The 25,369-nt window shown below is 70.6% G+C and carries 22 protein-coding genes; 15 read left to right on the top strand and 7 right to left on the bottom strand.

Annotated elements, in window-relative coordinates; translation table 11 throughout:
- Nucleotides 1-14: 14 nt before the first annotated feature.
- Both UAJ10_RS27635 and UAJ10_RS27630 read right to left on the bottom strand, forming a co-directional pair.
- Nucleotides 15-683, bottom strand: coding sequence for a helix-turn-helix domain-containing protein (locus UAJ10_RS27635; RefSeq protein ID WP_322918585.1), 669 nt, complete (start codon nt 681-683; stop codon nt 15-17).
- Between the two features lie 17 nt (nt 684-700).
- Nucleotides 701-1,855: an NAD(P)/FAD-dependent oxidoreductase gene (locus UAJ10_RS27630; protein WP_416235409.1), complete on the bottom strand. Its 1,155-nt coding sequence runs from the start codon at nt 1,853-1,855 to the stop codon at nt 701-703.
- A gap of 264 nt (nt 1,856-2,119) precedes the next feature.
- Here UAJ10_RS27630 and UAJ10_RS27625 point away from each other — a divergent pair, with 264 nt between their 5' ends.
- From UAJ10_RS27625 to UAJ10_RS27610, 4 genes are all read left to right on the top strand, one after another.
- The gene (locus UAJ10_RS27625; protein ID WP_322918583.1) at nt 2,120-3,766 is read left to right on the top strand and encodes a serine hydrolase domain-containing protein; all 1,647 of its coding nucleotides are present in this window, start codon (nt 2,120-2,122) and stop codon (nt 3,764-3,766) included.
- The gene (locus tag UAJ10_RS27620) at nt 3,766-5,259 is read left to right on the top strand and encodes a M81 family metallopeptidase (RefSeq protein ID WP_322918582.1); all 1,494 of its coding nucleotides are present in this window, start codon (nt 3,766-3,768) and stop codon (nt 5,257-5,259) included. Before UAJ10_RS27625 ends, UAJ10_RS27620 begins: the two co-directional genes overlap by 1 nt.
- Complete coding sequence (locus UAJ10_RS27615) at nt 5,256-6,548, top strand: MFS transporter (RefSeq protein ID WP_322918581.1); 1,293 nt, start codon at nt 5,256-5,258, stop codon at nt 6,546-6,548. Before UAJ10_RS27620 ends, UAJ10_RS27615 begins: the two co-directional genes overlap by 4 nt.
- Before the next feature lie 133 nt (nt 6,549-6,681).
- Nucleotides 6,682-7,065 carry a VOC family protein gene (locus UAJ10_RS27610; protein ID WP_145610327.1) on the top strand — a complete coding sequence of 128 codons (384 nt, stop codon included), beginning with the start codon at nt 6,682-6,684 and terminating at the stop codon, nt 7,063-7,065.
- A 104-nt stretch (nt 7,066-7,169) separates the two neighbouring features.
- Here the strand turns inward: UAJ10_RS27610 and pyk are convergent, their stop codons facing one another.
- The 5 genes from pyk to UAJ10_RS27585 all read right to left on the bottom strand — a co-directional run bounded on the left by pyk (nt 7,170) and on the right by UAJ10_RS27585 (nt 14,065).
- Nucleotides 7,170-8,588 (bottom strand): pyruvate kinase, encoded by a 1,419-nt coding sequence (gene pyk / locus UAJ10_RS27605; protein WP_322918580.1) that lies wholly within the window; start codon nt 8,586-8,588, stop codon nt 7,170-7,172.
- A gap of 206 nt (nt 8,589-8,794) precedes the next feature.
- On the bottom strand, nt 8,795-9,592 hold the full coding sequence (gene fabI / locus UAJ10_RS27600) for an enoyl-ACP reductase FabI (protein ID WP_322918579.1): 798 nt from the start codon (nt 9,590-9,592) through the stop codon (nt 8,795-8,797).
- Entirely contained in the window at nt 9,589-10,806 is a 1,218-nt protein-coding gene (locus UAJ10_RS27595) for an acetate/propionate family kinase (RefSeq protein WP_322918577.1), read from the bottom strand. The genes fabI and UAJ10_RS27595 overlap by 4 nt, the downstream gene beginning before the upstream one ends.
- A gap of 4 nt (nt 10,807-10,810) precedes the next feature.
- A complete protein-coding gene (locus UAJ10_RS27590) occupies nt 10,811-11,794 on the bottom strand; it encodes a phosphate acetyltransferase (protein WP_416235408.1) in 984 nt (327 codons plus the stop codon).
- A gap of 24 nt (nt 11,795-11,818) precedes the next feature.
- Nucleotides 11,819-14,065 carry a DUF3141 domain-containing protein gene (locus UAJ10_RS27585; protein WP_322918576.1) on the bottom strand — a complete coding sequence of 749 codons (2,247 nt, stop codon included), beginning with the start codon at nt 14,063-14,065 and terminating at the stop codon, nt 11,819-11,821.
- Nucleotides 14,066-14,594: 529 nt separating this feature from the next.
- Here UAJ10_RS27585 and UAJ10_RS27580 point away from each other — a divergent pair.
- The 11 genes from UAJ10_RS27580 (at nt 14,595) to gspD (ending at nt 25,365) form a co-directional block, all read left to right on the top strand.
- On the top strand, nt 14,595-15,110 hold the full coding sequence (locus UAJ10_RS27580) for a hypothetical protein (RefSeq protein WP_322918575.1): 516 nt from the start codon (nt 14,595-14,597) through the stop codon (nt 15,108-15,110).
- A gap of 562 nt (nt 15,111-15,672) precedes the next feature.
- On the top strand, nt 15,673-17,361 hold the full coding sequence (locus tag UAJ10_RS27575; RefSeq protein WP_322918574.1) for a GspE/PulE family protein: 1,689 nt from the start codon (nt 15,673-15,675) through the stop codon (nt 17,359-17,361).
- A gap of 5 nt (nt 17,362-17,366) precedes the next feature.
- The gene (locus UAJ10_RS27570; RefSeq protein ID WP_322918573.1) at nt 17,367-18,590 is read left to right on the top strand and encodes a type II secretion system F family protein; all 1,224 of its coding nucleotides are present in this window, start codon (nt 17,367-17,369) and stop codon (nt 18,588-18,590) included.
- Nucleotides 18,574-19,035, top strand: a complete 462-nt coding sequence (gene gspG / locus UAJ10_RS27565; RefSeq protein WP_322918572.1) for a type II secretion system major pseudopilin GspG — start codon at nt 18,574-18,576, stop codon at nt 19,033-19,035. Before UAJ10_RS27570 ends, gspG begins: the two co-directional genes overlap by 17 nt.
- Nucleotides 19,036-19,041: 6 nt before the next feature.
- Nucleotides 19,042-19,482, top strand: coding sequence for a prepilin-type N-terminal cleavage/methylation domain-containing protein (locus tag UAJ10_RS27560; protein WP_322918571.1), 441 nt, complete (start codon nt 19,042-19,044; stop codon nt 19,480-19,482).
- A gap of 27 nt (nt 19,483-19,509) precedes the next feature.
- On the top strand, nt 19,510-19,956 hold the full coding sequence (locus tag UAJ10_RS27555) for a type II secretion system protein (protein WP_322918570.1): 447 nt from the start codon (nt 19,510-19,512) through the stop codon (nt 19,954-19,956).
- Nucleotides 19,957-19,961: 5 nt separating this feature from the next.
- Nucleotides 19,962-20,636: a prepilin-type N-terminal cleavage/methylation domain-containing protein gene (locus UAJ10_RS27550; protein ID WP_322918569.1), complete on the top strand. Its 675-nt coding sequence runs from the start codon at nt 19,962-19,964 to the stop codon at nt 20,634-20,636.
- Entirely contained in the window at nt 20,637-21,665 is a 1,029-nt protein-coding gene (locus UAJ10_RS27545; protein WP_322918568.1) for a PilN domain-containing protein, read from the top strand.
- 1 nt (nt 21,666) lies between these two features.
- Entirely contained in the window at nt 21,667-22,272 is a 606-nt protein-coding gene (locus tag UAJ10_RS27540) for a GspMb/PilO family protein (protein ID WP_322918567.1), read from the top strand.
- Complete coding sequence (locus tag UAJ10_RS27535) at nt 22,250-23,062, top strand: hypothetical protein (RefSeq protein WP_322918566.1); 813 nt, start codon at nt 22,250-22,252, stop codon at nt 23,060-23,062. The genes UAJ10_RS27540 and UAJ10_RS27535 overlap by 23 nt, the downstream gene beginning before the upstream one ends.
- Nucleotides 23,059-25,365 (top strand): type II secretion system secretin GspD, encoded by a 2,307-nt coding sequence (gene gspD, locus UAJ10_RS27530; protein ID WP_322918565.1) that lies wholly within the window; start codon nt 23,059-23,061, stop codon nt 25,363-25,365. Before UAJ10_RS27535 ends, gspD begins: the two co-directional genes overlap by 4 nt.
- The last annotated feature ends 4 nt before the right edge of the window (nt 25,366-25,369 follow it).

The raw sequence follows: 25,369 nt of genomic DNA, 5'->3' as shown, positions 1-25,369 counted from the left end.
CTCAAGGGCAGCCGTCAGACGGGGCGCTCGGCGGATTCTTCCGCCAGGGTGATCAGGTCGCCCTGCAAATTGCCGTCGTCGCTGGAACAGACGCCCAGCACCAGCGCGCGCTCGCAATCCTTGGCCAGGTAGGCGTGGCCCATCATGCTGTCGATATAGATGCCCTGGCCCTGGCGCAGGGTGACGGGGGCGTAGAATTCCAGGTGCACCTCGACGGTGCCCTCCACCACATAGATGAACTCCTCCCCCGGGTGGCGGACCAGTTCGCCGAACTCCGCCAGGGTGTGGGCCAGCACCTGGGTCAGGATGGGCACCATGCGCTTCCGCCGCAGGTCGGTGCAGAGGTATTCGTAGTCGTAGGCGCCGGTGTGGATGCGCACGGAATTGCTGTCGCCGGTCAGGCTGCGCCGGCCGGTGATGACGGGCGGGCCGTCCTTGGCGGCGGCGCCGGGGGCCGGGCCCTGACCCTGGGCCAGGAATTCGGCCATGCTCAGGCCTAGGCGACTGGTGAATTGCTCCAGCTTGTCATAGCTCAGCGACAGCTTGTCGCCTTCCACCTTGGCCAGGGTGGACAGGGGGATGCCTACCTTCTCGCTCATTTGCTTCAGGGTCCAGCCGTTGCGCTGGCGCAGCGCGCCAATCAACTGGCCCAAAGTGGCGTTCTTCTTCATCCGGCTGTCCATGGGGGCGTGATCCGCCTTTATTCCAGCGGGACGGCCGGTTCGCAAGCGGCACCGCCCAGCCGGGACGGCAGCACGTTGGCCAGCACCAGCCCCTCGGCCAGGATGTCGTCGGGCACGGCGCGGTCCAGCACCAGGCTGGCCGCCAGCCGCGCCAGGGCCGGCGCCATCTGGATGCCGTAGCCGCCCTGGCCGGCGCACCAGTAGAGGCCGGGCACGGTGGCATCGGGGCCCACCACCGGCTGGCGGTCGGGCACGAAGGTGCGCAGGCCGGCCCAGCTGTGGGTGACGCGGCGCACCGGCAGGTCCAGCGCCTGCTGCACCCGGTCGACGGCGATGGCCACGTCCAGCTCGTCCGGCTGGGCGTCGCACGGCTCGGTGGGGGTTTCGTCCGCCGGGGACAGCAGCAGCTTGCCGGCGTCGGGTTTCACGTAGAACTGCTCATCGGTGTCGAAGACGCCCGGCCAGTGGTCGGTGTCATGGCCCGGCGGCGGGTCGACCAGCAGGGCGGTGCGCTTCAGCGGCGTCAGGCCCAGGGGCGCCGCGCCGAAGGCCTGGCCCACCCGTTCCGCCCAGGCGCCGGCGGCGTTCACCACCTTGGGCGCCGCCACATCCCGGTCACCCACGCGCAGCACCCACAGCTCGCCCTCGCGGCGCGGGTCGGCCGCCGGCGCGTCGGTCAGCAGGGTGGCGCCCCGGCGCTTGGCCAGGCGCAGATAGCCCTGATGCAGGGCGTCGACGTCGATGTCCATGGCGCTGCCCGGCCGCGCCAGGGCGGCCATGGCCACATAGTCGGGCCGCAGCAGCGGCACTTGGGCGATAGCGTCGGCCACGGGTATCGTCCGCACGCTGTCGCCGATCTCCGCCAGGAAGTCGGCCAGGCGGGGCACCTGCTCCGCCGTGGCGACGTACAGCAGGCCGCGCGGCGACAGCAGCGGGTGATCGGCGAAGCCCTCGGGCGGCGCATCGAAGAAGGCCCGGCTGGCCCGGGTCAGGGCCCGCACGTCCGGCCCGCCATAGGCGGCGGCGTAAAGGGCGGCCGACCGGCCGGTGGAATGCACGCCCGGCCGCGCCTCCGCCTCCACCACCAGCACCCGCGCGTGGGGGCTCAACTCCGCCGCCAGGGCGGCCCCGCCCATGCCCGCCCCGAGGATGATGACGTCATACCTGTCCAATTCCATCTCCAAGTCGGCGATATTCTCCAATCAGAGAAAAATGTGGCACGCGGCCATCCGACTGTCCAGCGCCAATCCGGCCTCCGGGCCGCCGTGTTTCAAGGAATGTTCCCCATTAGAAACAATATAAAATATATATTTATCAATTAATTGACTGCGAATGTTGACATCGAGTCATGAGAATTGTTCTCGATCTGGAGAAACAATCTCTTGACAGGAAATGACGCCGTCGCGAACTATCCTCTCAACGGCGGGAGGGCTGCGATGGGTAAGGAAACGGGCGGCGGCGCGGGCTTGGCCCAGGCCACGACGCGAGAGGCGAAGGCGGGCGTGGACGGGGCCGCCCTCGACGCGATCTTCGCGGCCCTGGACACGGCCCAACTGCCGGGCGTGGCGGTGGGGGTGGCGCTGGACGGCGTGCCGCTCTATCGCAAGGGCTTCGGCCTGGCCAGCCTGGAGCTGCCGGTCACCCTGTCGCCCAGCATCCGTATGCGCATCGGTTCCACCACCAAGCATTTCGGCGCCCTGGCCTACATGCTGCTGGTGGAGGCGGGCCTGGCCGGGCTGGACGATCCGGTGGCCGGGCATGTGCCGGAGATGGCGCGGGCGGCGGGCGGCGTCACCATGCGCCAGCTGATGACCCATGTCAGCGGCCTGCGCTGCAGCCTGGAACTGGCGCTGCAGCTCAGCGGCCCCGGGCAATACCTGTCCACCGCCGACTGCATGCGGCTGATGGCCGATGATAACGACGTGAATTTCCCGGCGGGGGAGGAGTGGTGCTACAACAACGGCGGCTATGTCCTGCTGTCGCTGGCCATCGAGCGGCTATCGGGGATGAGTCTGGAAGACTTCTTCCGCGACCGCCTGTTCCGTCCCCTGGGCATGAACGACACCCTGCTGCGCCGGGTCGACACCGACTATGTGCCCAACAGCGCGTCCCTGCACATGGTGGACGGCAAGGGCGGCTATTTCCGCCAGCCCATCGGGGCGGAGATCGCGGCCGAGGGCGGCATCGTTTCCACCGTCGATGACATGTTGCGCTGGCTGGCCCATCTGCGCGCCGCCCTGGCCGGCCGGCCGACGGTGGGCAGCGCCGAGACCTGGCGCCGCATGGTGGAGCCGGCGGTGCTGGCCAACGGCTATGTCACCGGCTATGGCCTGGGCCTGATGGACACCCCCTATCGCGGGGTGCGCACGGTGCACCACGCCGGCGGGGTCATGGGCGGATCCAGCCAGATGATCACCCTGCCCCACCATGGGCTGGACATCATCGTCATGGCCAACCGTGCCGGGCTGGACCCCATGGACCTGGCCGCCCGCGTCATCGACGCCTGCGTGCCGGCCCTGGGCCCGAAGCTTGAGGCCCATGAGGGGATGATCCCCACCGGCACCTATTACAACCCGCACAACGGCGGCACCTTCGGCCTGGCGCGGCACGAGGGCAAGGCCGTCATCAGCATGGGCGGCATGGGCTTGCCCCTGGTGCGGACGCCGGATGGACTGCTGCGCCCCAACGTCGCCGTCTTCCATATGGGCCTGGATGTGCCGGAAACGGAGGAGGCGCCCAAAACCTTGCGCACCGTGGAGTTCGGGGTGGAGCGCGACCTGGTGCTGCTGGAACCCGACCCTGCGCCCGATCTCCGCCCGCAGGCCGGCCGCTACGCCGCCGCCGCCTCCGGCACGACGGCGGTGGTGGAGGCTGACGGGGATGGCCGGACGGGGCGTCTGGTTCTTACCGGCCGCCATGGCACCCTGCGCCACCGCCTGGTGAACTTGGCGCCCGGTCTGTGGGACGCCAAGCCCCTGGATCTGCCCGTGCCCATCGTCGGCGGCCTGATCGCCTTCGATAGCCAGGGCTTTACCTTCAACAGCGGCCGCACCCGCCGGCTGCGCTTCCGCAAGGTGTCCTGATGCGCACCGGTCCCCTCACGGTTTTCGTCGCCGGCCTGGTGCACGAGACCAACAGCTTCTCCCCCCTGCCGACCTCCATGCGGTCCTTCACCAACGACCTGCGGCACCTGGGGGGCGATCCCGCCACCCTGGCGCGGGCGCGGGTGCTGCCGGCCTATGGCGATCTGTTCACGGTGGCGGAACGGCACGGCGACCGGGTGATCGACGGTCCGACTGCGGGGGCCCAGCCGTCCGGTCCCGCGCCGCGGGGCGTGTATGAGGCCCTGCGCGACGCCCTGCTGGCCGACCTGAAGGCGGCGATGGTGGCGCAGCGGGTGGACATGGTGGTGCTGACCCTGCACGGCGCCATGGTGGCGCAGGACTATCCCGACTGCGAAGGCGACCTGCTGACCCATGTGCGGGCGCTGGTCGGGCCGGACATGCCGGTGGGCGTGACCCTGGACCTGCACGGCAACGCCACCCAGGCCATGGTGGACAGCGGCGCCGTCATCATCGCCTGCAAGGAATATCCGCACGTCGATTTCCTGGCCCGCATGGAGGAGTTGTACGCCATCCTCGCGTCTATAGCGCGCGGTGGCCCCAAGGCCCGGACCCATATCCGCAAGGTGCCGGTCATGGGCCTGTTCGGCACGACGGAGCAGCCCATGCGCGGCTTCGTCGACCGGCTGGCGGACTATGAGGGGCGGGACGGCGTGCTGTCCGTCTCCATGATGCACGGCTTCATCTGGTCCGACACCGAACATACGGGCGCCGCCGTCCTGGCGGTGTCGGACGGCGGCGACCCCGCCGCCGTCGACCGTGTGCTGGCCGCCATCGCCGCCGACTTCCAGGCCATCGTCACGGCGGCCCCCCTGCAGCAGCGCCTGCCCCTGGGCCAGGCGGTGGACAAGGCGGTGAGCCTCATGGGGTCGGGCAAGCCGGTGGTCCTGGCCGATAGTTCCGACAATCCCGGTGGCGGGGCCGCCTGCGACAGCACCTTTGTCCTGCGCGCGCTGCTGGACCGGGGCGTCCAGGATGTGGCGCTGGGCATGATCTGGGACCCGCAGGCGGCCTTGATCGCGGCCGATGCCGGCGTCGGCGCCCAACTTCCCCTGCGCATCGGCGGCAAGATCGGGCCCCTGTCCGGCGATCCGGTGGACCTGGATGTCACGGTGACGGCGGTACGCGACGACATCCGCCAGCGGGGCCTGGCCACGGACGGCGACGACCCCATCGGCCTGGCCGTGGCCCTGCGTGTCGGCACCTGGGACATCGTGTTGAACAGCACGCGGCAGCAGACCTTCTCCCCCGGCTGCTTCACCGAATTGGGCATCGACCTCTCGGCCAAGGCCCTGGTGGTGGTGAAGTCCACCCAGCATTTCCGCGCCACCTTCGACGCCATTTCCGCGGCCACCGTCTATTGCGACGCGCCGGGGTCCTTGAACATGAACCTGGGGGCGCTGCCCTACCGCCATCTGCGCCGGCCCATCTGGCCCTTGGACCCGGTGTCGTGACCGACGCGGCGGTGCCCATGCCGGCGGCCTCCGGGGGGCGCCTCCGCGCCCTGATGGTGCTGGCGCTGGCCATGCTGGCGGGCATGGTGGCCCGCACCCTGCTGTCGCCGGTGCAGGAACTGGCCAAGGCCGACATGGGCCTGTCCGACAACCAGATGGGCCTGATCCAGGGCATGGCGCTGGCCCTGCCGGTTGCGGCGCTGGCGGTGCCCATCGGCCGGCTGGTGGACCGCACCCGGCGGGTGACCCTGCTGCTGGCCCTGTCCGCGCTGTGGATCGCGGGCACCGTCCTGTCGGGCCTGGCCTGGGATTTCGCCAGCCTGTTCGTGGGCCGCATGCTGGTGGGGCTGGGGGCCGCCGGCGCCGTCCCGGCCATCCTGTCGCTGACCGCCGACCTGTCCACGCCGGAACGGCGGGGCCGGGCCGTCATGGTCATGGTGATCGGCCAGGCGGCGGGCATGGCGGCGGCCTTCGCCGGGGGCGGGGCCCTGGTGGGAACGCTGACGCCGGTGGCGGGACTGCCCCAGGGACTGACCGCCTGGCGCGCCACGATGCTGCTGGTGGCGCTGCTCATGCTGGGGCCCACGGCTTTGCTGGTCTGGCTGGCCGAACCGGCGCGGCAGGAGGGAGGGGCGGCGGACGCGCCGGCGGACGTGGCGCCCAGGCTGGGGCCCGCCCTGGCGGAACTGTGGCGCTTGCGTCGGCTGGTGGCGCCCCTGATGGCTGGCATGATCACCGTCAACATGGGCGACGCCGCCGCCACCGTCTGGGCGGTGCCGGTGCTGACGCGATCCTTCGGCCTGCAGCCGGCGGATTTCGGCGGCTGGATGGGCGTGCTGCTGGGCCTGTCGGGGGTGGGCGGCACCGTCCTGGGCGGCGTGGTCGCCGATTGGGGGCACAAGCGGAACGCCAGGGGCGGCATCTTATGGGGGGCCATGGGCGGTGCCGCGCTGTCGGTGCCGGCCGCGCTGTTCGCCCTGGCGCCCGGCGTGCCGCTGTTCGCCCTGCTGCTGGCGCTGCTGATGGTGGCGGGCGCCATCGTGGCGGTGGGCGTGGCGTCCGCCATCACGCTGCTGGTGCCCAACCATCTGCGCGGCTTGTGCCTGGGCCTCATGAGCGCGCTGGGGGTCTTCATCAGCCTGGGTCTGGCGCCCAGCATCGTCAGCCTGCTGGCGCAGGCGCTGGGGGGCGAGGAGCACCTGCCCCTGGCCCTGGCGCTGGAGGGGGCGGTGGCCAGCCTGGCGGGGGTGCTGACCTTCCGTCGGGCCCTGCGCGCGGCTCATTCTTAAGGACAACGGACAATAAACCCTTGAATTGTTTTTCAAGGGAAAAAGTCAATCCTCATATGGCAGCATTGTTGAGTTTTCCCGCCTGTCTATAGTCATCCCACCCATTCCGCGAAGAATTGAGGGGAGGAAGACTATGGCGATCTACACCCACGTTTCCGTCGGCACCAATGACCTGGCCAAGGCGCGAGGCTTCTATGACGACGTGCTGGGCAAGCTGGGCCTGAAACGGGTGGCCGACCTGGGTGACAACGGTTCCATCTGGGGTGAGGACAAGCCGTCCTTCTTCGTGCTGAAGCCGGCCAACGGCCAGCCCGCCACCGTTGGCAACGGCGTGACCGTGAGTTTCGAGGCGCCCAACCGCGCCATGGTCGACGCCTTCCATGCCGAGGCCCTGGCCAAGGGCGGCGTGTGCGAGGGCAAGCCGGGCCCGCGCGGCTGGGCGCCCAACGCCTATGCCGCCTACGCCCGCGACCTGGACGGCAACAAGCTGGCCGCCTACTGCTTCAAGCCGGAATGACCGGCCCCACGACCTAATGAAAACGGCGCCGCAGCGATGCGGCGCCGTTTGTCTTTGCACGCATGCCGCCGGACGCGATCGCGCCCGGTGCCCCAGGGAGCCCTTTACCCCCCGATCTGCAGCATGCGCAGGTTGTTGGTGGTGCCGGCCTGGGCGAAGGGGATGCCGGCCACGACGATGATCTGGTCGTGCAGCTTGGCGAACTCGGCACTCTGCGACACGGCCGTGGCCACCTCCACCATCTGCTCGTAGGAGTGGATGTCCTCCGACAGGGCGCTGTGCGTGCCCCACAGCAGGCACAGGCGGCGCGACACGGCCTGGTCTGCGGTGATGGCCAGGATGGCCACCTCCGGACGCTTGCGGGCGATACGGGCGGCCGTGGTGCCGCTGGAGGTGAAAGCCACGATGACGGGCGCGCGCACGGCCTCCGCCAGGTCGGCGGCGGCGGCGGCCACGGCGTGGGGCGGGGTCTGTTCCTCCGCCGGTTCCGATGCGCGGATGAGGGAGTGGTACAGCTTGTGCCGCTCGGTCGTGGCGATGATGCGGTCCATCATGGACACCGCTTCCAGCGGATAGGCGCCGCTGGCCGATTCCGCCGACAGCATGACGGCGTCGGCGCCGTCATAGATGGCCGTGGCTACGTCCGACGCCTCGGCGCGGGTGGGGGTGGGGGCGGCCACCATGCTGTCCAGCATCTGGGTGGCGACGATCACCGGCTTCACCGCCAGGCGGCAGGCGCGCACCAGTTCCTTCTGGCGGCCGGGCACCTCTTCCTGCGGAATTTCCACGCCCAGGTCGCCGCGGGCCACCATGATGGCGTCCGACAGGCGGATGATGTCGTCGATCTGGTCCAGGGCCTGCGGCTTCTCGATCTTGGCCATCAGGCCGGCGCGGTCACCGATCAGTCCGCGCGCCTCGATCATGTCGCTGGGCTTCTGCACGAAGGACAGGGCCACCCAGTCCACGCCCAGGTTCAGGCCGAATTCCAGGTCGGCGCGGTCCTTGGCGGTCAGGGGAGACAGGTTCAGCAGGGTGCCGGGCAGGTTGACGCCTTTGCGGTTGGAGATGACGCCGCCGAAGATGACCTCGGCGGTCATGGCGTCGTCGCCCAGGCTGGTCACCTTCACGCGCACGCGGCCGTCGTCGATCAGCAGGTGGTGGCCCGGCAGGACGGCGGCGAAAATCTCGGGATGCGGCAGGGGGATGGCGTCGCGGTCGCCGTCCTGGCCCTTCAGCACGAAGCGGATGGTGTCGCCCTTGGCCACCGTGATCTTGCCGTCCTTGATGGTGCCGACGCGGATCTTGGGGCCCTGCAGGTCCTGCAGGATGCCGATGGGCCGGCCCACCTCCTTCTCCAGCGCGCGGATGTGGGCGTGGACCTTGGCGTGGTCCTCGTGGGTGCCGTGGCTGAAGTTCAGGCGGAAGGTGTCCACGCCCGCCAGGAACAGCGCCTTCAGCATCTCGGGCGAGTTGCTGGCGGGTCCGACGGTGGCGACGATCTTGGCACGGCGGTGGCGACGCATTGTTGTTTTCGGCCCTGGCGGGCCGCCCCAGAAGTGAAGGCCGGTTGGAAACGGTGCCCGGGCGCATCGTCGGCATGGCCAACGGTTGCCCGGTCCGGTTGGCGGCGATGGTAACCGCTTCGTCCGCCGACAACAACATGGGGATATGCGAAATTCCCGTTAAGGCGGGTAATTTTACTACATGACAGACAGGTGCCCCGGGCGGGTCATGCCACGATGTTGGCACCCCCATCGATATAAAGCGTGCTGCCCGTCAGGCGCCGCGCGAAGGGGCTGGCCAGGTAGGCGCAGGTGTAGCCCACGTCCATGATGTCGACCAATTCCCCAACCGGCGCGCGGCTTATGGCGTCGTTCAGCAGACGGTCGAAGTCCTTCAGGCCCGACGCCGCCCGGGTCATCAGTGGGCCGGGCGACAGGGCGTGCACGCGGATGCGCTGTGGCCCCAGCTCATGCGCCAGATAGCGGCAGGACGCTTCCAGCGCCGCCTTCACCGGGCCCATGACGTTGTAATTGGGCACCACGCGGTCTGCCCCCAGGTAGCTCATGGCGAACATGGCGCCACCCTCGCTCATCATGGGTGCCGCCAGCTTGGCCATGCGGATGAAGGAATGGCAGGAGATGTCCATGGCGCGGGCGAAGCCCTCGGCGGAGCAGTCCAGCAGCCCGCCCTTCAGATCCTCCTTGGGGGCGTAGGCGATGGAATGGACCAGGATGTCCAGCCCGCCCCAGGTGTCGCGCACCGCGTCGAACACCGCTTCCAACTGGCCGGGTGCCGTCACGTCCAGCGGCAGGAACAGGCGGGCGCCCAGTTCCCGCGCCAAGGGTTCCACATGCGGCTTGGCCTTGTCGTTCAGGTAGGTCAAGGCCAGTTCCGCCCCCACCTCATGGAAGGCCTTGGCGCAGCCATAGGCGATGGACTGGTCGTTGGCGATGCCCACCACAAGGGCGCGCTTGCCGGCCAGGATGCGGTGCGGGGTGGGCAGGTGGGGCGTTTCATCGCTCATCGGGTCGCGTCCATCAGCAGGCGGCGGGTGTGGCGGGCGATCATCAATTCCTCATCCGTCGGCACGATCCAGGCGGCGGCGCGGCTGGCGCCCGTGCTGATCCGCGTGATTCCGCGTTCGGGCCGCGCGTTGGCCTCGGCGTCCAGTGCCACGCCCAGCCAGGCGGCGTGGCGGCAGACGGCGGCGCGGACGCCGGCGCTGTTCTCCCCGATGCCGGCGGTGAAGACCAGGGCGTCCAGCCCACCCAGGGCCGCCGCCAGCGACCCGATCTCCCGCCCGATGCGGTAGGTGAACAGGTCCACGGCCAGCTTGGCCCGGGGCTCGGCCGAGGTTTCCAGCGTGCGCATGTCGCTGGAGATGCCGGAGACCCCCAGAAGGCCGGAGCGCTGGTAAAGCAGTTTCTCCAGGTCGCGCGGCCCCATGCGCATCTCATCCATCAGGTACAGCAGCACGCCGGGGTCCAGCGTGCCGCTGCGGGTCCCCATGGGCAGGCCCTCCACCGCCGTGAAACCCATGGTGCTGGCGACACTGCGCCCGGCGTCGATGGCGCACAGGCTGGCGCCATTCCCCAGGTGGGCGACGATGACCTTGGCGCCCCCCAGGCCCAGCTCGCCCAACTGGCTGGCGATGTACTCGTAGGACAGCCCGTGGAAGCCATAGCGGCGCACGCCCCGGTCGGTGATCTCCGCCGGCAGGGCGAAGGCCTGGGCCAAGGGCGGCTGGGTGGCGTGGAAGGCGGTATCGAAGCAGCCCACCTGGAACAGGCCGGGCGCGCTGGCCAGGATGCTGCGCGCCGGCGCCAGGTTGTGCCGCTGGTGCAGGGGGGCTAGCGGCACCAGTGTCGCCAGCCGGTCCAGCACGGCCGTGTCCAGCGCCGCCGGCGCGGTGAAGTCGCCGCCGCCATGGACGATGCGATGGCCCACCGCCTCCACCGTGTGGCCTTCCAGATGGGCGTTGATGAACGCCATCAGGAAGCGCGTGGCGGCGTCATGGTCGAAGGCGGCGGCCTCCGCACCGGTCCAGCGTCGTTCCCCCACCACGTCGCCGGCGGGGTGCCGGGCGATGAAGTGGGCGCTATCGGTGCGCAGCCCCTCGATCTGCCCTTTCAGGAACAGTTCCAGGTGCCGGGTCTCATCCGCGAACAGCGAGAATTTGATGCTGGAGGAGCCGGCGTTGATGACGATGATGGCGTTGCTGATCTTTCTATGGCGCATGGGATCACCCCACCGCCTTGGCTGACAGGGTGCGGCGATGGCGGGCGATCAGGGCCGCCACGGCGCAGGAGGCCAGCCGCGCCGGCACGCTGTCGGCCCGGCTGGTCAGGATGATGGGGACGCGGGCGCCCAGCACGATGCCGGCGGCGTCCGCCCCGGCCAGGAAGGTCAGGCTTTTGGCCAGCATGTTCCCCGCCTCCAGGTCCGGCACCAGGATGACGTTGGCATGGCCGGCGACGGGGGAGGTCAGGTGCTTGATGGTGGCGGCCTGGGGGCTGATGGCGTTGTCCAGGGCCAGGGGCCCGTCCAGGATGGCGCCGGTGATCTGCCCACGCTCCGCCATCTTGCACAGGGCCGCCGCCTCGATGGTGGAGGGGATTCTGGGGTTGACCGTCTCCACCGCCGACAGGATGGCAACGCGCACCTCGCCGAAGCCCAGGATCAGGGCTAGGTCGATGGCGTTCTGCACGATGTCCACCTTCTCCGCCAAGGTGGGCGCGATGTTGACGGCGGCGTCGGTGATGATCAGCGGATCGTCATGCCCCGGAATGTCCATGACGAAGCAATGGCTGAGCCGCCGGGCGGTGCGCAGGCCCGTATCCGTCTTGACCACGGCGCCCATCAGCTCGTCCGTGTGCAGGCTGCCCTTCATCAGGGCCTCCGCCTTCCCTTCGCGCACCAGTTCCACCGCGCGCTGGGCGGAGGCGACGCTGTGCGGCGTGTCGACGATTGGCAGGGTCCCGATGTCCAGGCCCGCCTGCTCCGCCACGGCGCGGATGCGCGCCTCCGGCCCCACCAGGATGGGGGCGATCAGGCCCAGGCGGGCGGCGTCGATCGCCCCCTCCAGCGCGCTGAGGTCGCAGGGGTGGGCCACCGCCGTGGGGGGCGGACCGGCCTGGTGGGCGGCGGCGATCAGGCGCTGGTACTTCTTGTGGCGGGCGATGTCGGCCTGCACCGTGGGGGTGGTCGCGGCGGTGGGGCTGTCCATGGCGGTCTCCATAACGGGCGGCTCTCAGGTGGCGGGGGTGGCGGCGCGGGCGCGGTGGCGCTTGGGTGCCGCAGGCTTGGGTGCAGACGTGTGGGCGTCCTGGAACAGGGCCGTCACCTGTTCCAGGCGCGCGGTCACGGCGGGGCTCGGCGTCTCACCCGCCAGCACGACCTGGCGCACCGCGTCGGCGGCGCGGGTGCGCGCGCCGGCGTCGGCCGGCAGCAGGTCGGGCAGGGCCGCCAAGGCCGCCGCCGTGTCCCGGTGCAACAGGTCCGACTGCTCCCGCACCAGGGTCTTGAACTGCGCCAGGGTCAGGCGCGCCTCCGCCGGGGCCTGGTCGCGCAGGATCCGCAGCACGGCGAAGCGCCGCTCATCGGCGCCGGCATGGGCGTCCGCCTGCAGGACATGCAGCAGGGCGCGGACGATGGCGGCGGGCACGCCACCTTGGCGCAGCCGGCCAGCGCCGTCCCCGGCCGCATCAGAGATGTCCGGGGCGGGCGGCGGCTTGCGCGCCGGGGCGTCGACGCCAACGGCGGCTTGCAGCAGGGCGGACCCGTAGAAGGTCAGGAAGAAGGTCTCCGTGGCGCGGTCGCGCAGGTCGCGCCAGGTGTCCAGCATCTGCACCACGCCGTCCGACACAGCCTCCTGCGCCTTCAGGAAGGGGTTGTCGGCGGCCACCGGCCGGCGGTGGGCGCGGGCGGCGTCCGCCAGGCCGGCGACGGGCAGCATGGCCGGGTTCTTGTCCGAGAACACTTCGAAGCGCAAGCGGTTGGGGTGCATCCGGCGCAACCACTCCGCGCCGTGGTCCGTCGCCAGACGCCGCACCACTGGCCGCAGGGTGCGGTCATAAAGGTCGCGGTTGAGGGCGGAGACCCGGGCGACGGTGGCGAAGCGGCGGTCGTCGCGCGCGTCGTTGCCGCCCAGGGCGCGGATATCGTCCAGGCCGCGCCGCTCGAACCGGGTCAGATAGTGGCCGGACACCAGCTCGGCATGGGCCACGCCCGTCTTTTCCGTGAACACGGCCTCGTACAGCCCCGGGGGCAGGACGTCGATCAGGTCCATGGTCCGGGTGAACTCGTCATGCTCCTTGGCCGCGACCTTGGCGGAGACGAAGATGCCCAGGTGGCCGATGCTGGGATGCAGGGAATAGACGATGGTCTGGCCGCCGGCGGCCAGTTCCGCGTCGCTCTCGTACAGGTCCAGGATCCAGTCCAGCGCCTGCTGCGGCGGGGTGATGTCGTCCCCCCACGAGCAGAAGACGATGATGGGCGACTTGATGGCCCGCAGGTCCACCTTGGTGCCGTCCGACAGGGCGATGCCGCCCCGGGTCAGGCGGTTGCCCAGGAACAGCTCATCGGCGATGTATTGCATCTCCCCCGCGTTCAGCAGGATGGGGCTGCCCCACCAGCGCTCGAACTCCAGGAAGCGCGGGCCTTCCGTGTCCACCCTGGAATAGACGGCGTAGTTCTTTTTCCACAGGGTGTTGGCGGGGTTCATGCTCTCGAAATTGGCGATCAGGGCGGCACCGTCGAAGATGCCGTTGCCCAGATCGCCGCTCAGCGTCGTCAGCCAGGTGCCGCCCAGCAGGCCGCCCAGATAGCGCAGCGGGTTCTTGGCGTGCACCCCCGCCCAGTACGACAGCGGGGACCCCGCCAGCACGATGGGCCCCGTCAGGTCGGGCCGGGTGGCGGCCATCATCATGACCTGCCAGCCGGCCTGGCAGTTGCCGATCAGGCTGGGCTTACCGTCCGCCTCCGGATGCAGGGCGGCCACTTTCTCCACGAAGGTGGCTTCCGCCCGGCAGACATCCTCCACCGTCTGGCCCGGCACCGGCTGGGGCAGGAAGCCCACGAAGTAGCAGGGGTGCCCCTCCGCCAAGGCCACGCCGATCTCGCTGTCATGCTTCATGCCGCCGATGCCGGGGCCGTGGCCGGCGCGGGGATCGAAGACCACGAAGGGGCGCAGTCGGGGATTGGTGGGCCGGTCGGCCGGCGGCAGGATGCGCACCAGGCAGTAATTGACGGGCCGCGCCAGCGTTCGCCCGTCCATCACCAGCTCGTAGGGGAAGCTCAGGACGTTGGGCCAAGCCTCGTCCATGTAACGGAAATGGTCGTTGCCGCGCTGGCGCAGCACATCCAGGAACAGCAGGGAGCGCTGGCCCGCGTCCACCCAATACTCCATGGCCTGCCGGGCCAGCGTGGCCCAGGGGGCGAGGGGCGGTGGTTCCGTTCGCGTGGGGGGCGTCGTGATGGCCGCCAATGCCGTATCCATGAAGTTTCCTCGTTTCCAGGAAGAATGCTGCATAGCGGCAATAGTAGATGAGAAATATGAAAGATAGGCTAAATTCTCCGGCCAGGCCCGTTAGTTCGGCGACGAAACCACTTGGTGGCGGTTTGGTGTTTATTTTCTATGATTCGAGGCTTCGATGAATATAGGACGCTTCGCTTATTATTTGTTCGCAAAACGCTAAATTCTTGTGGCCGGAAGATTCGCCCGGTGGCTTCGCCCGAGGCGGAATGGATCTCCGAACCCTATCAGCGGCCTACCGAAAAATATGCGTCGCGAAGGATATAGGCGCGCCACCCGCGTCACGGGTGCGTCACCGCACCCGCACATACATCCGGGATGGTGCCGGCTCACGGTGAGGCTGGCTGCCAGCACCCGCCCAGCGCCTGGGCCAGGGTGATGGCGGCGCCCCGTCTCATAGGTTGGTATAACGGTTAGTGGGCGCGGACTAACGGTGGTGCCTGGGCCTGATGAACCGTTATTGTGCGGTGGGGGCGGGAGCAAGGGGGATGGGATGGTGGACTTGCCATGGTTGCAGATATCGGGCGCCGTCGCCGGCGGTGTCGTCGGCGGCTTCTCGGGCTTCATCGCCAATACCTTCCATGAGCGCCGCGTGCGCCTGCGGGCCAAGCGGAACATCGCCTGCGCCCTGATCGGCGAGATCGGCGCCCTGTCGCAGCATATCGAGGAGAATTACCTGTCGATGCTGCGCGCCGACCTGCAGGCCTGTGGCGAGGCGCCATCGGTCGTGCATCACGCCTTTCGCGGCGACCGCGACTACATGCCTGTGTTCCGTGCCCTGGGCAGCACGGTGGGGTACCTGCCCACGCCGCTGCCGCGCGACCTGGTCTACTGGTACACCAGCTTGGCGGCGGGGCTGGAGCGGGCACGAGCCCTGCATGAACTGTCCGGTCAACGCGACCCCGAGGCAGTGGCCTTCGCCGTGCGGCTGGCCAAGATCCAGGATGCGGCCTTCATCGATCTGCTAGCCCGGTCGCGCAAGCTGCTGGACAGATTGGATGGGATTTAGAATACGGTTCAGCGAAATTCGTCCAGCAATGCGTGCGTTTCAAGGGTGGTCTTCCCTCAGGCTGGATCAGCAACGTTTTATTGCAAGCCTTGACTGTCGGCCCATCTAAATGGGCGTGTCTATAAATTAGGCGCTCAAGAAAAACCGAAAAGATTCAAGTAGCTACCGATACGTTTTGGTAAATGTGCCGGCGGCGTTAAATCTAAAATTTTATGAATATTGTCTTTTGTTGTTAAGCAAGATGCCTTGCCCAAGCCCGGCCCATGCCTAGATGAAAGGCGTAGGCGGGGGCCAAAACACCAGCTTATTTCGTCTGTTCACAAGCCGTTATCGCCTGATTCATATAGCTTTTCCAAAGAGATGGGAAAAGTCCCGCCAATTCATGGGTCGCGACTACCTCTTAAGAGCTAGACGTACAGGCCTAGGCCCTTCGCGATATATTAACCTTTACGACCTAGAACTATTCCCAAGCAGAGCACCCAGCATATTCGGCATCCAGTTTTAAAAGGTATACTACGTGACCGCCCATCAACACTCAGCTGCCCGTGCTGTTACCGATACCATGCGGCGGCACGGCCACCAGGATGATCCCCTGGCCCGCGTCCTGTCCGCGCTGGCGGCGCAGGGGCAGCTGGCCAATGGCGCCGTGGCGCGCGCGCAGGCGGCGGGTGGCCGGGTGGACCGTCGGCTGGTGGATCTGGGGCTGGTGTCGGAAGAGCATATGGCGGGGGCGTACGCCCAGGCCCTGGGCCTGGCGCTGTGGCCGGCCGACCACCTGCCCGAGGCGCCGGTGATGATGGAAACGGCCAACCTGTCCTTCCTGAAGACCAAGCTGATGCTGCCCCTGACCGCGGGCGGAACTCCTGGTGACGGCACCCAGGCCGTGTTCGCCGTGGCGGACCCGCTGGATACCCAGGCGCTGGCCGCCGCCGCCTTCCTGGCCGGCCGGCCGGTGCGCCCCGTGGTCATGACGGGAACGGCCATCGCCGCGGCGCTGGACCGGCTGTACGAGGCGGCACCCGCCGCCGCCAACCAGGATGAGATACCCGACCTGCTGGAGGGCGATGCCGAGCGCCTGCGGGACCTTGCCAGCGAGGGCCCGGTGGTGCGCCTGGTGGGCAACGCCATCCAGGCGGCGCTGGCCGCCGGCGCCACCGACATCCATGTCGAGCCTATGGCCGACCGCCTGGTCGTCCGCCACCGCGTCGACGGCATCCTGCGTGAGGCCGAGGTGCTGCCCCGCCGGGTGGCCGCCGGCTTCATCACCCGCGTCAAGGTCATGGCCGGCCTGGACATCGGCGAGCGGCGCCTGCCCCAGGACGGCCGTATCCGCCAGACCTTGCAGGGCCGCGAGATCGATTTCCGCGTCTCCACCACCCCCACCGTGCATGGCGAGGACGTGGTGATGCGCATCCTGGACCAGCAGACCGCCGGCGGCCGGCTGGACGGCCTGGGCCTGCCCGCCTGGGTGGCGGAGCCGCTGGCGGCCGAGCTGGAGCGCCCGCACGGCATCGTGCTGGTGACCGGGCCCACCGGCAGCGGCAAGACCACCACCCTCTACGCCGGCCTGCGTGGCATGGACGCCGCCCGCCGCAAGATCCTGACCGTCGAGGATCCGGTGGAATACTTGCTGGACGGCATCAACCAGACCCAGGTGAAGCCCGGCATCGGCCTGACCTTCGCCCATGCCCTGCGCAGCTTCCTGCGCCAGGACCCCGACGTCATCCTGGTGGGTGAGATGCGCGATGGCGAGACCACCAAGGTGGCGGTGCAGGCGGCCCTGACCGGCCACCTGGTGCTGTCCACCCTGCACACCAACGACGCCGCCGGCGCGGTGCCGCGCCTGATGGACATGGGGGTGGACCCCTACCTGCTGGCCTCGACCCTGAACGGCGTGCTGGCCCAGCGCCTGGTGCGCACCCTGTGCCCCAGCTGCCGCCAGCCCCACGCCCTGTCGGCCGAGGCGGCGGCGTCCCTGGGCCTGCCGGCGCGCCTGACCACCGTCCACCGCGCCGTGGGCTGCCCCGCCTGCAACGGCACGGGCTATCGCGGCCGCTGCGCCATCGCCGAGTGGCTGCCCGTCAACGACCAGGTGCGGGCGCTGATCCGCCAGGGGGCGTCGTCGGCGGAGATCGAGGCGGTGGCGGTGGCGACCGGCGGCATGGTGCCCCTGTACCAGGACGGCCTGCAGCGGGTGTTGGACGGCGTGACCACGCCTGAGGAAATCCTGCGCGTGACCAAGGCGGATTAAGAAAAATGACGACGATGGCCATGACCAACTTCACCTACCGATCCGTCGACGCCAATGGCCGCGCCAGCCGGGGCACCATCGAGGCCGCCGACCGCCGCGCCGCCGTCGACCAGCTGATGCAGCGTGGCCTGACGCCGCTGTCGATCAAGGCGGAAGGGGCCGGGCGGGCCTCCGGCGGGGGTGGCGCCAAGGGTCTCAAGCGGGCGGAACGGCTGTCCCTGGTGCGGGACTTGGCCAACCTGGTCTCCGCCGGCTTCGCCCTGGAACCGGCCCTGGGCCTGGTCGCCGACCAGATGCAGCGGGCGGCCGCCGGTGCCCTGGTGGGTGAGATCCGCGCCCGGGTGCGTGCCGGCGACAGCCTGGCGGCGGCCCTGGCGGCTCAGGGCGGGGTCTTTCCCCCGGAATTCATCGGCCTGGTCGCGGCGGGGGAACAGGGCGGATCGCTGGCCGCCGCCCTGGGCCACCTGGCGACCCTGGAAGAGGATCGCGCCCAGTTCCGCCAGCGCCTGGTCAGCGCCATGACCTATCCCGCCCTGATCGGCCTTCTGACCCTGGCGGCCCTGGCCCTGATGGCCGGCTACGTCCTGCCGCAGTTCCAGGACCTGTTCGCCGGCAGCAAGGCCAAGCTGCCCGCCGCCACCGCCGCCGTCCTGGCCATTGGTGACCTGTTGGGCCGCTTCGGCCCCGGCCTGCTGGCGGGCGGCGCCCTGGCCGTGCTGGCGACCTTGCGCGCCTACCGCCAGCCCGAGCTGCGCCTGCGCATGGACCGCATGCTGCTGGTGGCCACCGGCCCCCTGGGCCGGCTGATCGGCGATGCCCAGCTGGCGCTCTACACCCGCACGCTGGCCAGCCTGCTCAGCGGCGGGGTGCCGCTGGCCTCCGCCCTGGCCACCGCCGGCGGCTGCGTCGCCAACCGGGCGCTGGCCGGCGCCGCCGACCGGGTGCGCGTCGCCGTGCGCGGCGGGTCCGACCTCAGCCGCGCGGTGCAGGCCGAACCGCTGTTCCCCCGCCGCCTGTCGCGCATGCTGGCCATGGCGGAACAGACGGCCAGCCTGCCCCAGGGTCTGCTGGATCTATCGAAAGTGTTGGAGCGCGAAAGGGGCTTAGCGCTGGATAGGGCCTTGTCTTTGGTGACGCCCGTCCTAACCCTTGTTCTCGGCGGCATGGTCGGCGGCATCTTCGCCGCCCTCATCGCGGGGATCCTCAGCCTGAATGACATCGCCCTCTGACACCCTGGACCGAATCCCCTCCTTCCGTAAACGGCGCGGCGGGCAGCGGGGGTTCACCCTGGTCGAGGTGCTGGTGGTGCTGGTGATCATCGGCCTGCTGGGCCTGCTGGTCGCCCCCAACCTGGTCGCCCGCCTGGGCAAGGCGAAGGGGGAGGCGGCGCAGGCCCAGATCAACACCCTGGTGGCGGCCATCGACCTGTTCTACGTTGATGTCGGCCGCTATCCCACGATGCAAGAGGGGCTGGAGGCGCTGGTGACGGCGCCCGCCGGCGACGCCAGCTGGCGCGGGCCCTACCTGCGCAAACGCCAGGCCCTGATAGACCCCTGGGGCAACGCCTACCGCTACAAGGTGCCGGGCGACCACGGCGCCTACGACATCTTCACCTACGGCAGCGACAACGCCCCGGGCGGCGAGGGTGACGCCCGCGACGTCACCAGCTGGTAGGCCATGATGCTGGCCGAGGTCCCACCACGGCATGCGGCCGGCTTCACGCTGGTCGAGGTGCTGGTGGTGCTGGTCATCCTGGGCATCCTGGGGGCGGCCCTGGCGCTGGGCATCCAGGATCGCCTGCCCGGCCTGCGCTTCGGCGCCGCCGTCTCCGCGCTTGAGGACGAGCTGCGCAACCGCCAGGTCGAGGCCATGGTGACCGGCCAGCTGGTGGCCTTTTCCCTGGATGACCTGAAGCATCCCGCCGGCGGTGCCGCCGGCCGGCGGCTGCGCCGCATCGCCGCCGTGACCTTGGCCATCGACAGCGCCGATGCCGGCCGGCCCGGCGCCGTGGTCTTCCTGCCCGGCGGCTGGTCCCCCGGCGCCGAAATCCGCCTCAGCGAGGGCGACCGCGCCGCCACCGTGCGGGTGGACTGGCCGCTGGGCACGGTCCACCGGGAATAGGAGGGGGCCAGATTGATGGGAATGCTCATGCGCCGCTCAAACGCCGCCCTCGAGCGCCGGGCCGCTGGGTTCACCCTGCTGGAAATGCTGATCGCCCTGGCCATCTTCGGCCTGGGCACGGCGCTGCTGATGCAGTCCGCCTGGTCCGGCGCCTGGGCGGCACGGCAGGCGTGGGGGGAGACGGTGGCCCTGCGCCTGGCCCAGTCGGTGGCGGCGGAGGCGGGCGTGGCCATTCCCCTGGCCGACCGGCCCACGGACGCGCCGCCGGAGGGAACGGAAGGGGGCCTGCCCTACCGTGTCAAAATTGTGCCGGTGGCCGTTTCCCCGACCGGCGACCGGGACTATCGGGTAGAAGTCCGCGGCATGGCCCCGCCGCCCCAGACTATCATGGGCGCGCCTGGGACGGCGCGGGGAACGGAGGGGCCCGTATTGGCGGTCGTCACCAGCCGGGCCGTGGTGGACGACACGCGATGACGGCGATGGCCCGCGCGATCCGAAATACCCGCAACGACCGCCCCAACGGAATCCAGGGCATGACCCTGGTGGAGGCGCTGGTGGCCCTGGCCCTGCTGGGCATGCTGGCGGTGGCGGCCGTGGGCCTCCTGCCCTTGATGAACCGCATGGCTGATCGCAGCGGCGCCCTGCAGCGCGCCGCCGCCGACCTGGGCCGGGTGCATGACTTCACCCGCTTCCTGGTGACCAACGCCCTGACGCCCGGCGACCTGGGCGCGGCCGGGGCGGACATACCGCCGCTGGAACGCGACGCCCGGCATTTCGACGTGCTGGCGCCCCTGCCCGCCGGCTTGGGCCGGGGCGGCCTCTACCGCATCGCCCTGACGGTGGAAGGGCCGGCCGGCCATCTGGCCCTGCGCCTGCGGGTGGCACCCCTGCGCCCGGACGGTCCGCCGCCGGGCGACGGCGTGTTGGTCGGCGGCGCGACGCGCATCGCCTGGTCCTATTTCGATGCGCAGGCCCATGCCTGGACCGACCGTTGGACGGACACCGCCCGGGCCCCGGCCCTGGTGCGGTTGGACGTGGCGCTGGCGGGTGGGGAGGCGCCCTGGCCGCCCATGATCGCCGCCCCCGTCGTGCGGGGCGGGGTGCTGTGCGCCTATGATCCCGTGCAGGGCGGCTGCCGCCCCGGGGGAACCTAGATGCCCACCCTGGCCCGCCGCGTGAACCGCCTGGCCGTGCTGGCCATGGATGGCCTGGCCGACGGTGTCGTCGCGGCCTTGCCGCGCCGCTGGCGCAAGCCCCTGGGGCTGGAGGTGCCGGTTGTATTCGTGCCGCCCGGCGGCGCCGGCGTGACCGCGCCGGCGGGACGCGCGCCCGTGCGCCTGGTGCTGGATCCGTCGGACGTGCACACGGTGGACGTGCCCTTGCCCAAAGGCGGGCTGAGCGGCGCCATCGTCGACGCGCGCGGCCTCATAGAGATGCAGGCCCATCGCTTCATGCCCTTGCGCCCCGACCTGCTGGCCTGGGATGTGGTGACGGTGCCGCCGGGGGACGGGGGCGGGACCGCTTCCGCCCCTGTCGCCCGCGTCTACATGGTGCGGCGGACGGTGCTGTCGGCGGCGTTGGCCTCGGCGGTGGCGGCGGGCTTGACCTTGGCGGGCGTCACCGCCGCCGTGGCGGGTGGGCCAGCGCCCGAATTTCTCCGCTTCAACACCTTGCGGGTACGTCGGCGGGCCTTGGGCATGGCCATGGTCGCTGGCCTGTTCTGGCTGGCCCTGCCCATTCCCTTCGCCGTCGCCATCTGGATTCTGGACCAGCAGACCGCCAACGTGGAGCAGAAGCTGGCGTCGGTGGCCAAGGAGGCGCGGGCCGTGCAGGACATGCGCGACCGCATCCTGTTCCTCAGCCCGGACGCCCCCGCGACCGCCGTGCTGCTGGCCCAGCCGGGCCGGGGCCAGGTGCTGGACGAACTGGCGCTGGCCTTGCCCGACAGCGTCTGGCTGAAGGACGTGACGCTGACGCCCCAGGCCCTGACCATGCAGGGCCGGGCATCCGACCTGGCCGACGTGCTGGCGCGCGTCCGCGCGGCCGACCCCTTCACCGATCCGCGTTTCATCGACCCCGCCGACGCGGCGGCCACACCACCGACGGCGCCCGTGGCCGGCCAGTCCAGCGGCCCGGTGCGCGACTTCACCCTGGCGACCAGTCTCGCCGTGGGGAGGCCTTGAGATGGCGGCCACCGCCCCCCGCCCCGTGTTCGTGCTGGCCGTCGCCCTGTGCCTGCTGGCGCTGCCGCCTTACCTCTACCTGGCGCCCCTGGTGGACGGGGTGCAGGAGGCGGCCGCCCGCCGCGTCGCCCGCCTGGATCAGCTGGAAAGTGCCCGCGCCCTGCTGAGCCAGCGCGATGACCTCAGCCGCCGGGCGGCCCTGTTCGACCGGGCGCTGGGGACACACACCCTGCTGCGCAGGGGCGCGGACGTGGCGGCGGTACAGGCCGATGCCGAAGGCGACATTCGTGGCGCCCTGCGGCAGGCCGGCGTCACCGTCCGCACCCTGATGGCGCGATCGGACGCCGGCCGCGGCGCCTATCGCCGCGTCCACCTGTCCGTGGCGGCGGAGGGGGACGCCGTGGCCGTGACCAACGCCGTGGCGGCGCTGGATGGGGTGCGTCCCCGCCTGTTGCTGCGGTCCGTGCACGTGCATGCCGACGCGGCGGAACCGGGGGCGGCCGGCCCCGGTTTCGGCCGGGCCGCGCGTGGCCCGGCGCCGAGCGAGGACCACCCCGTGACCCTGGAGCTGGAGATCGACGTCTATGCCGACCTGGCCGCCCCTTGACCGGCCCGCGATGATGCTGGCGGCGGCCGGCCTGGCGGTTGGCGCCGGCCTGGCGCTGGCGGTGGCCGTCGATGCGTCGGACCAGCCGGTGCGGGCCCGCGCGCCCTTGCCGGCGGTTCCGGCGTTGGCCGGTCCCACCGCCATGGGCCTGTCCGCCGAGCCGGGGGAGGCGGCGCGGCGTCCCCTGTTCACGCCCGACCGGCGGCCCCCCCTGAAGGGAGGGGGGCCGGTGGCGTCCGATGGGCCGGACCTGCAAGTGACGGGCGTGATCACTGGCGTGGGGGGCGGGGCCGCCACCGGGCTGGACCGCAAGTCGCAAAAGCCGTTCAGCGTGCGCCTGGGCGACGACCTTCAGGGCTGGACGGTGGCGGCCATCGGCCGCGCCACCCTGCGCCTGCGCCGGGGGGCGGCGGTGCGCGACTATCCTCTGGTCCTGCCGCCACCGCCCACGGCCGGCACCCCTATCGTGCCCCCAGTGGCACCCCTGGCGGCGCCCGCATCCACACCGACTCCCACACCGGCCCCCCCGCCCGGCGCCCCCGCCGGGCAGGCGCCATCGCCAAGCGCGACCTCGGCGTCGGCATCTCCCGCCGCGCCCCCCGCCCCCGGCGCCACCGGCGTGCCGCCGCCATCCGGGGCGGCGCCAGGGCCGACGGCGCCATCGGCCAAGCCATCCACGCCTCCGGCGGCGGCCGGTCCCGCCCCCGCCAATCCGCCGCCGCCCGATCCCCAGCAGTTGGATGCCCAGCCCAGTCATCCGCCCTCCCGCACGCCCAGGCAGCAGCCATGACCCCATTCCGTCCCAGCGCCCCGCCCCGCCTGCTGCTCGCCGCGTGCCTGGTCTTGTTCGGCTGTTCGGAAAGTGCGGTGACGCGCGGGCCGGGCACGCCCTTGCCGTCCTCCCCGCCGGCCTCCACCGCCCCGGTCAGCGGCATCATCGGCCCCAGCGCCCCGCCGCCGCGCGTGCCGGCGCAGACGGTGACCGGCACGGGGCAGTTGGTGCGGCAGACCCGACCGGTGTCGGGCGTGGCCCCGGCCGGCGGGGACGGGGGCGAACCGGTGGAGATGAACTTCGTCAACGCCGATGTCCGCTCCGTGCTCGACGCCGTGCTGGGCGGCATGCTGGGCCTGAACTACACCATCGATCCCAAGGTGCAGGGCCAGGTGACCATCCGCACCACCCGGCCGCTGGCACGGGGCCAGGCGCTGGCGGCGGTGGACGCGGCCCTGCGCACCCAGGGTTTCGCCATCATCGGCGGCGACGGTTTCTATCAGGTGGTGCCGGCGGCCGACGCCGCCGGCCAGGCGCCGGTGCAGACCCCCTCGGCGGCGGAGCGCACGGCGGGCTTCAGCACCGCCATCGTGCCCATCCGCCATGTCTCCGTGGCGGAACTGGACAAGATCGTCCACCCCCTGACCCGCCAGGGCTTCATTCAGCTGGCGGACGCCGGCCGTAACATCTTCATCGTGAACGGCACGGCGCATGAGATCGAGTCCTTCACCCAGCTGGTCGCCAGTTTCGACGTCGACTGGCTGGCCGGCCTGTCCTTCTCCCTCCACACCTTGCAGTCGGTGGAACCGGCCCGGCTGGAGGCGGAGTTGCGCCGCGTGCTGCAGCTGGATGGCGGCCCCTTGCAGGGCATGATCGACTTCGTGCCCATCAGCCGGCTGAACGCCCTGCTGGTGGTGGCCAAGCGGCCCGAGCTGTTGCCCACCGTGGGCACCTGGATCGACCGGCTGGACCGGCCGGGCCCGGATGGCGGCAAGGTCGTGCATTTCTATGAGGTGCAGAACGGCTCCGCCGTGGAACTGGCCAACGCGTTGAACCGGCTGGTGGGCCGCGCCGGCGCCGAGCAGCAGCAGGCGGCGGAGCAGCAGGGCCGGGGCCGCGCCGGCGGCCGCTCGACGACGACGACCACGACAATGACCGCCAGCCGGGGCGGGCTGTCCACCGGCGCCGGCACTAGCCCGCCCAGCGGCAGCGCCGCCACCGGCGCCTCCGGCTCCGCGGCCAGCGCGCCGCCCAGCCCCGTGGCCAGCGGGGCCCCCCTGCCCAGTGCCGCGGGCGAGGGCGGGGGTGAGGAGGATGGGCTGTCGGAACTGAAGGGTGTGCGCGTGGTGGCGGATGAGCGGCGCAACGCCCTGCTGATCTTCGGCTCGGGCGCGCAGTACGCCCTGCTGGAACAGGTGCTGACCCGCCTGGACGCCCCGCGCGAGCAGGTGCTGATCGAGGCGACGATCGCCGAGGTGACGCTGAACGATCAGCTGAACTTCGGCGTCCAGTGGTTCCTGGACCGGGGCAGCAGCACGGCGGGCTTCTCCAACACCAACGGCGCCACCGTGGGGGCCAGCTACCCCAACTTCAATTACACCTTCCTGACCCCCAACACCCGGGTGGTGCTGAACGCGCTGTCCAGCGTCACCGATGTCCAGGTGCTGTCGGCCCCCCGCCTGATGGTGCTGAACAACGAGACGGCGCGCCTGCAGGTGGGGGATGAGGTGCCGGTGGTGGTGCAGTCGGCCACCAGCACGCTGACCAGCGACAGCGCCGTGGTGAACTCCGTCGAATATCACGACACCGGCGTGATCCTGGAGGTGACGCCCCGCATCAACCGCAGTGGCGCCGTGGTGCTGGACGTGAACCAGGAGGTCAGCACCGTGACCACCACCACCACGTCCGGCATCGACAGCCCCACCATCCAGCAGCGCAAGATCACCAGCGTGGTGAATGTGCAGGATGGGGAGACGGTGGCCTTGGGCGGGCTGATCAGCGACACCTCCAGCCGCAACGGCGCCGGCATCCCCTACCTGCGCGACATCCCGGTGCTGGGCAAGCTGTTCGGCACCGACGGCCACACCAAGGGGCGGACCGAGCTGCTTGTCTTCCTGCGCCCGGTCATCGTGCGCGACGCCACCCGGGCACGCGAGGTGACGGACGCCCTGCGTGCCAGCATGAGCCGCCTGGAAATCTTCGCCGGGGCCACCGGCGGCACGCCGGTACCGCCGCCGGCCGTGATGCCGCCCCCGATACAGACCATGCCCTTGCCGGCCACGCCGCCGTCCCATGAGCCGGCGGCGCCCACGGGTCGATGATGGC

This window comes from Nitrospirillum guaranorum, assembly GCF_034653275.1.
Lineage (GTDB): Bacteria > Pseudomonadota > Alphaproteobacteria > Azospirillales > Azospirillaceae > Nitrospirillum.
Note: the sequence above shows the minus strand (reverse complement) of the source record. Positions and strands in the feature narration are given on the sequence as shown.

Coding starts and splice junctions, on each gene's coding strand:
- UAJ10_RS27635 (WP_322918585.1), bottom strand. CDS start 683: ATGGACAGCCGGATGAAGAAGAACGCCACTTTGGGCCAGTTGATTGGC.
- UAJ10_RS27625 (WP_322918583.1), top strand. CDS start 2,120: ATGGGTAAGGAAACGGGCGGCGGCGCGGGCTTGGCCCAGGCCACGACG.
- UAJ10_RS27620 (WP_322918582.1), top strand. CDS start 3,766: ATGCGCACCGGTCCCCTCACGGTTTTCGTCGCCGGCCTGGTGCACGAG.
- UAJ10_RS27610 (WP_145610327.1), top strand. CDS start 6,682: ATGGCGATCTACACCCACGTTTCCGTCGGCACCAATGACCTGGCCAAG.
- pyk (WP_322918580.1), bottom strand. CDS start 8,588: ATGCGTCGCCACCGCCGTGCCAAGATCGTCGCCACCGTCGGACCCGCC.
- fabI (WP_322918579.1), bottom strand. CDS start 9,592: ATGAGCGATGAAACGCCCCACCTGCCCACCCCGCACCGCATCCTGGCC.
- UAJ10_RS27595 (WP_322918577.1), bottom strand. CDS start 10,806: ATGCGCCATAGAAAGATCAGCAACGCCATCATCGTCATCAACGCCGGC.
- UAJ10_RS27590 (WP_416235408.1), bottom strand. CDS start 11,794: ATGGACAGCCCCACCGCCGCGACCACCCCCACGGTGCAGGCCGACATC.
- UAJ10_RS27585 (WP_322918576.1), bottom strand. CDS start 14,065: ATGGATACGGCATTGGCGGCCATCACGACGCCCCCCACGCGAACGGAA.
- UAJ10_RS27580 (WP_322918575.1), top strand. CDS start 14,595: ATGGTGGACTTGCCATGGTTGCAGATATCGGGCGCCGTCGCCGGCGGT.
- UAJ10_RS27575 (WP_322918574.1), top strand. CDS start 15,673: ATGCGGCGGCACGGCCACCAGGATGATCCCCTGGCCCGCGTCCTGTCC.
- UAJ10_RS27570 (WP_322918573.1), top strand. CDS start 17,367: ATGACGACGATGGCCATGACCAACTTCACCTACCGATCCGTCGACGCC.
- gspG (WP_322918572.1), top strand. CDS start 18,574: ATGACATCGCCCTCTGACACCCTGGACCGAATCCCCTCCTTCCGTAAA.
- UAJ10_RS27560 (WP_322918571.1), top strand. CDS start 19,042: ATGCTGGCCGAGGTCCCACCACGGCATGCGGCCGGCTTCACGCTGGTC.
- UAJ10_RS27555 (WP_322918570.1), top strand. CDS start 19,510: ATGCGCCGCTCAAACGCCGCCCTCGAGCGCCGGGCCGCTGGGTTCACC.
- UAJ10_RS27550 (WP_322918569.1), top strand. CDS start 19,962: ATGGCCCGCGCGATCCGAAATACCCGCAACGACCGCCCCAACGGAATC.
- UAJ10_RS27545 (WP_322918568.1), top strand. CDS start 20,637: ATGCCCACCCTGGCCCGCCGCGTGAACCGCCTGGCCGTGCTGGCCATG.
- UAJ10_RS27540 (WP_322918567.1), top strand. CDS start 21,667: ATGGCGGCCACCGCCCCCCGCCCCGTGTTCGTGCTGGCCGTCGCCCTG.
- UAJ10_RS27535 (WP_322918566.1), top strand. CDS start 22,250: ATGCCGACCTGGCCGCCCCTTGACCGGCCCGCGATGATGCTGGCGGCG.
- gspD (WP_322918565.1), top strand. CDS start 23,059: ATGACCCCATTCCGTCCCAGCGCCCCGCCCCGCCTGCTGCTCGCCGCG.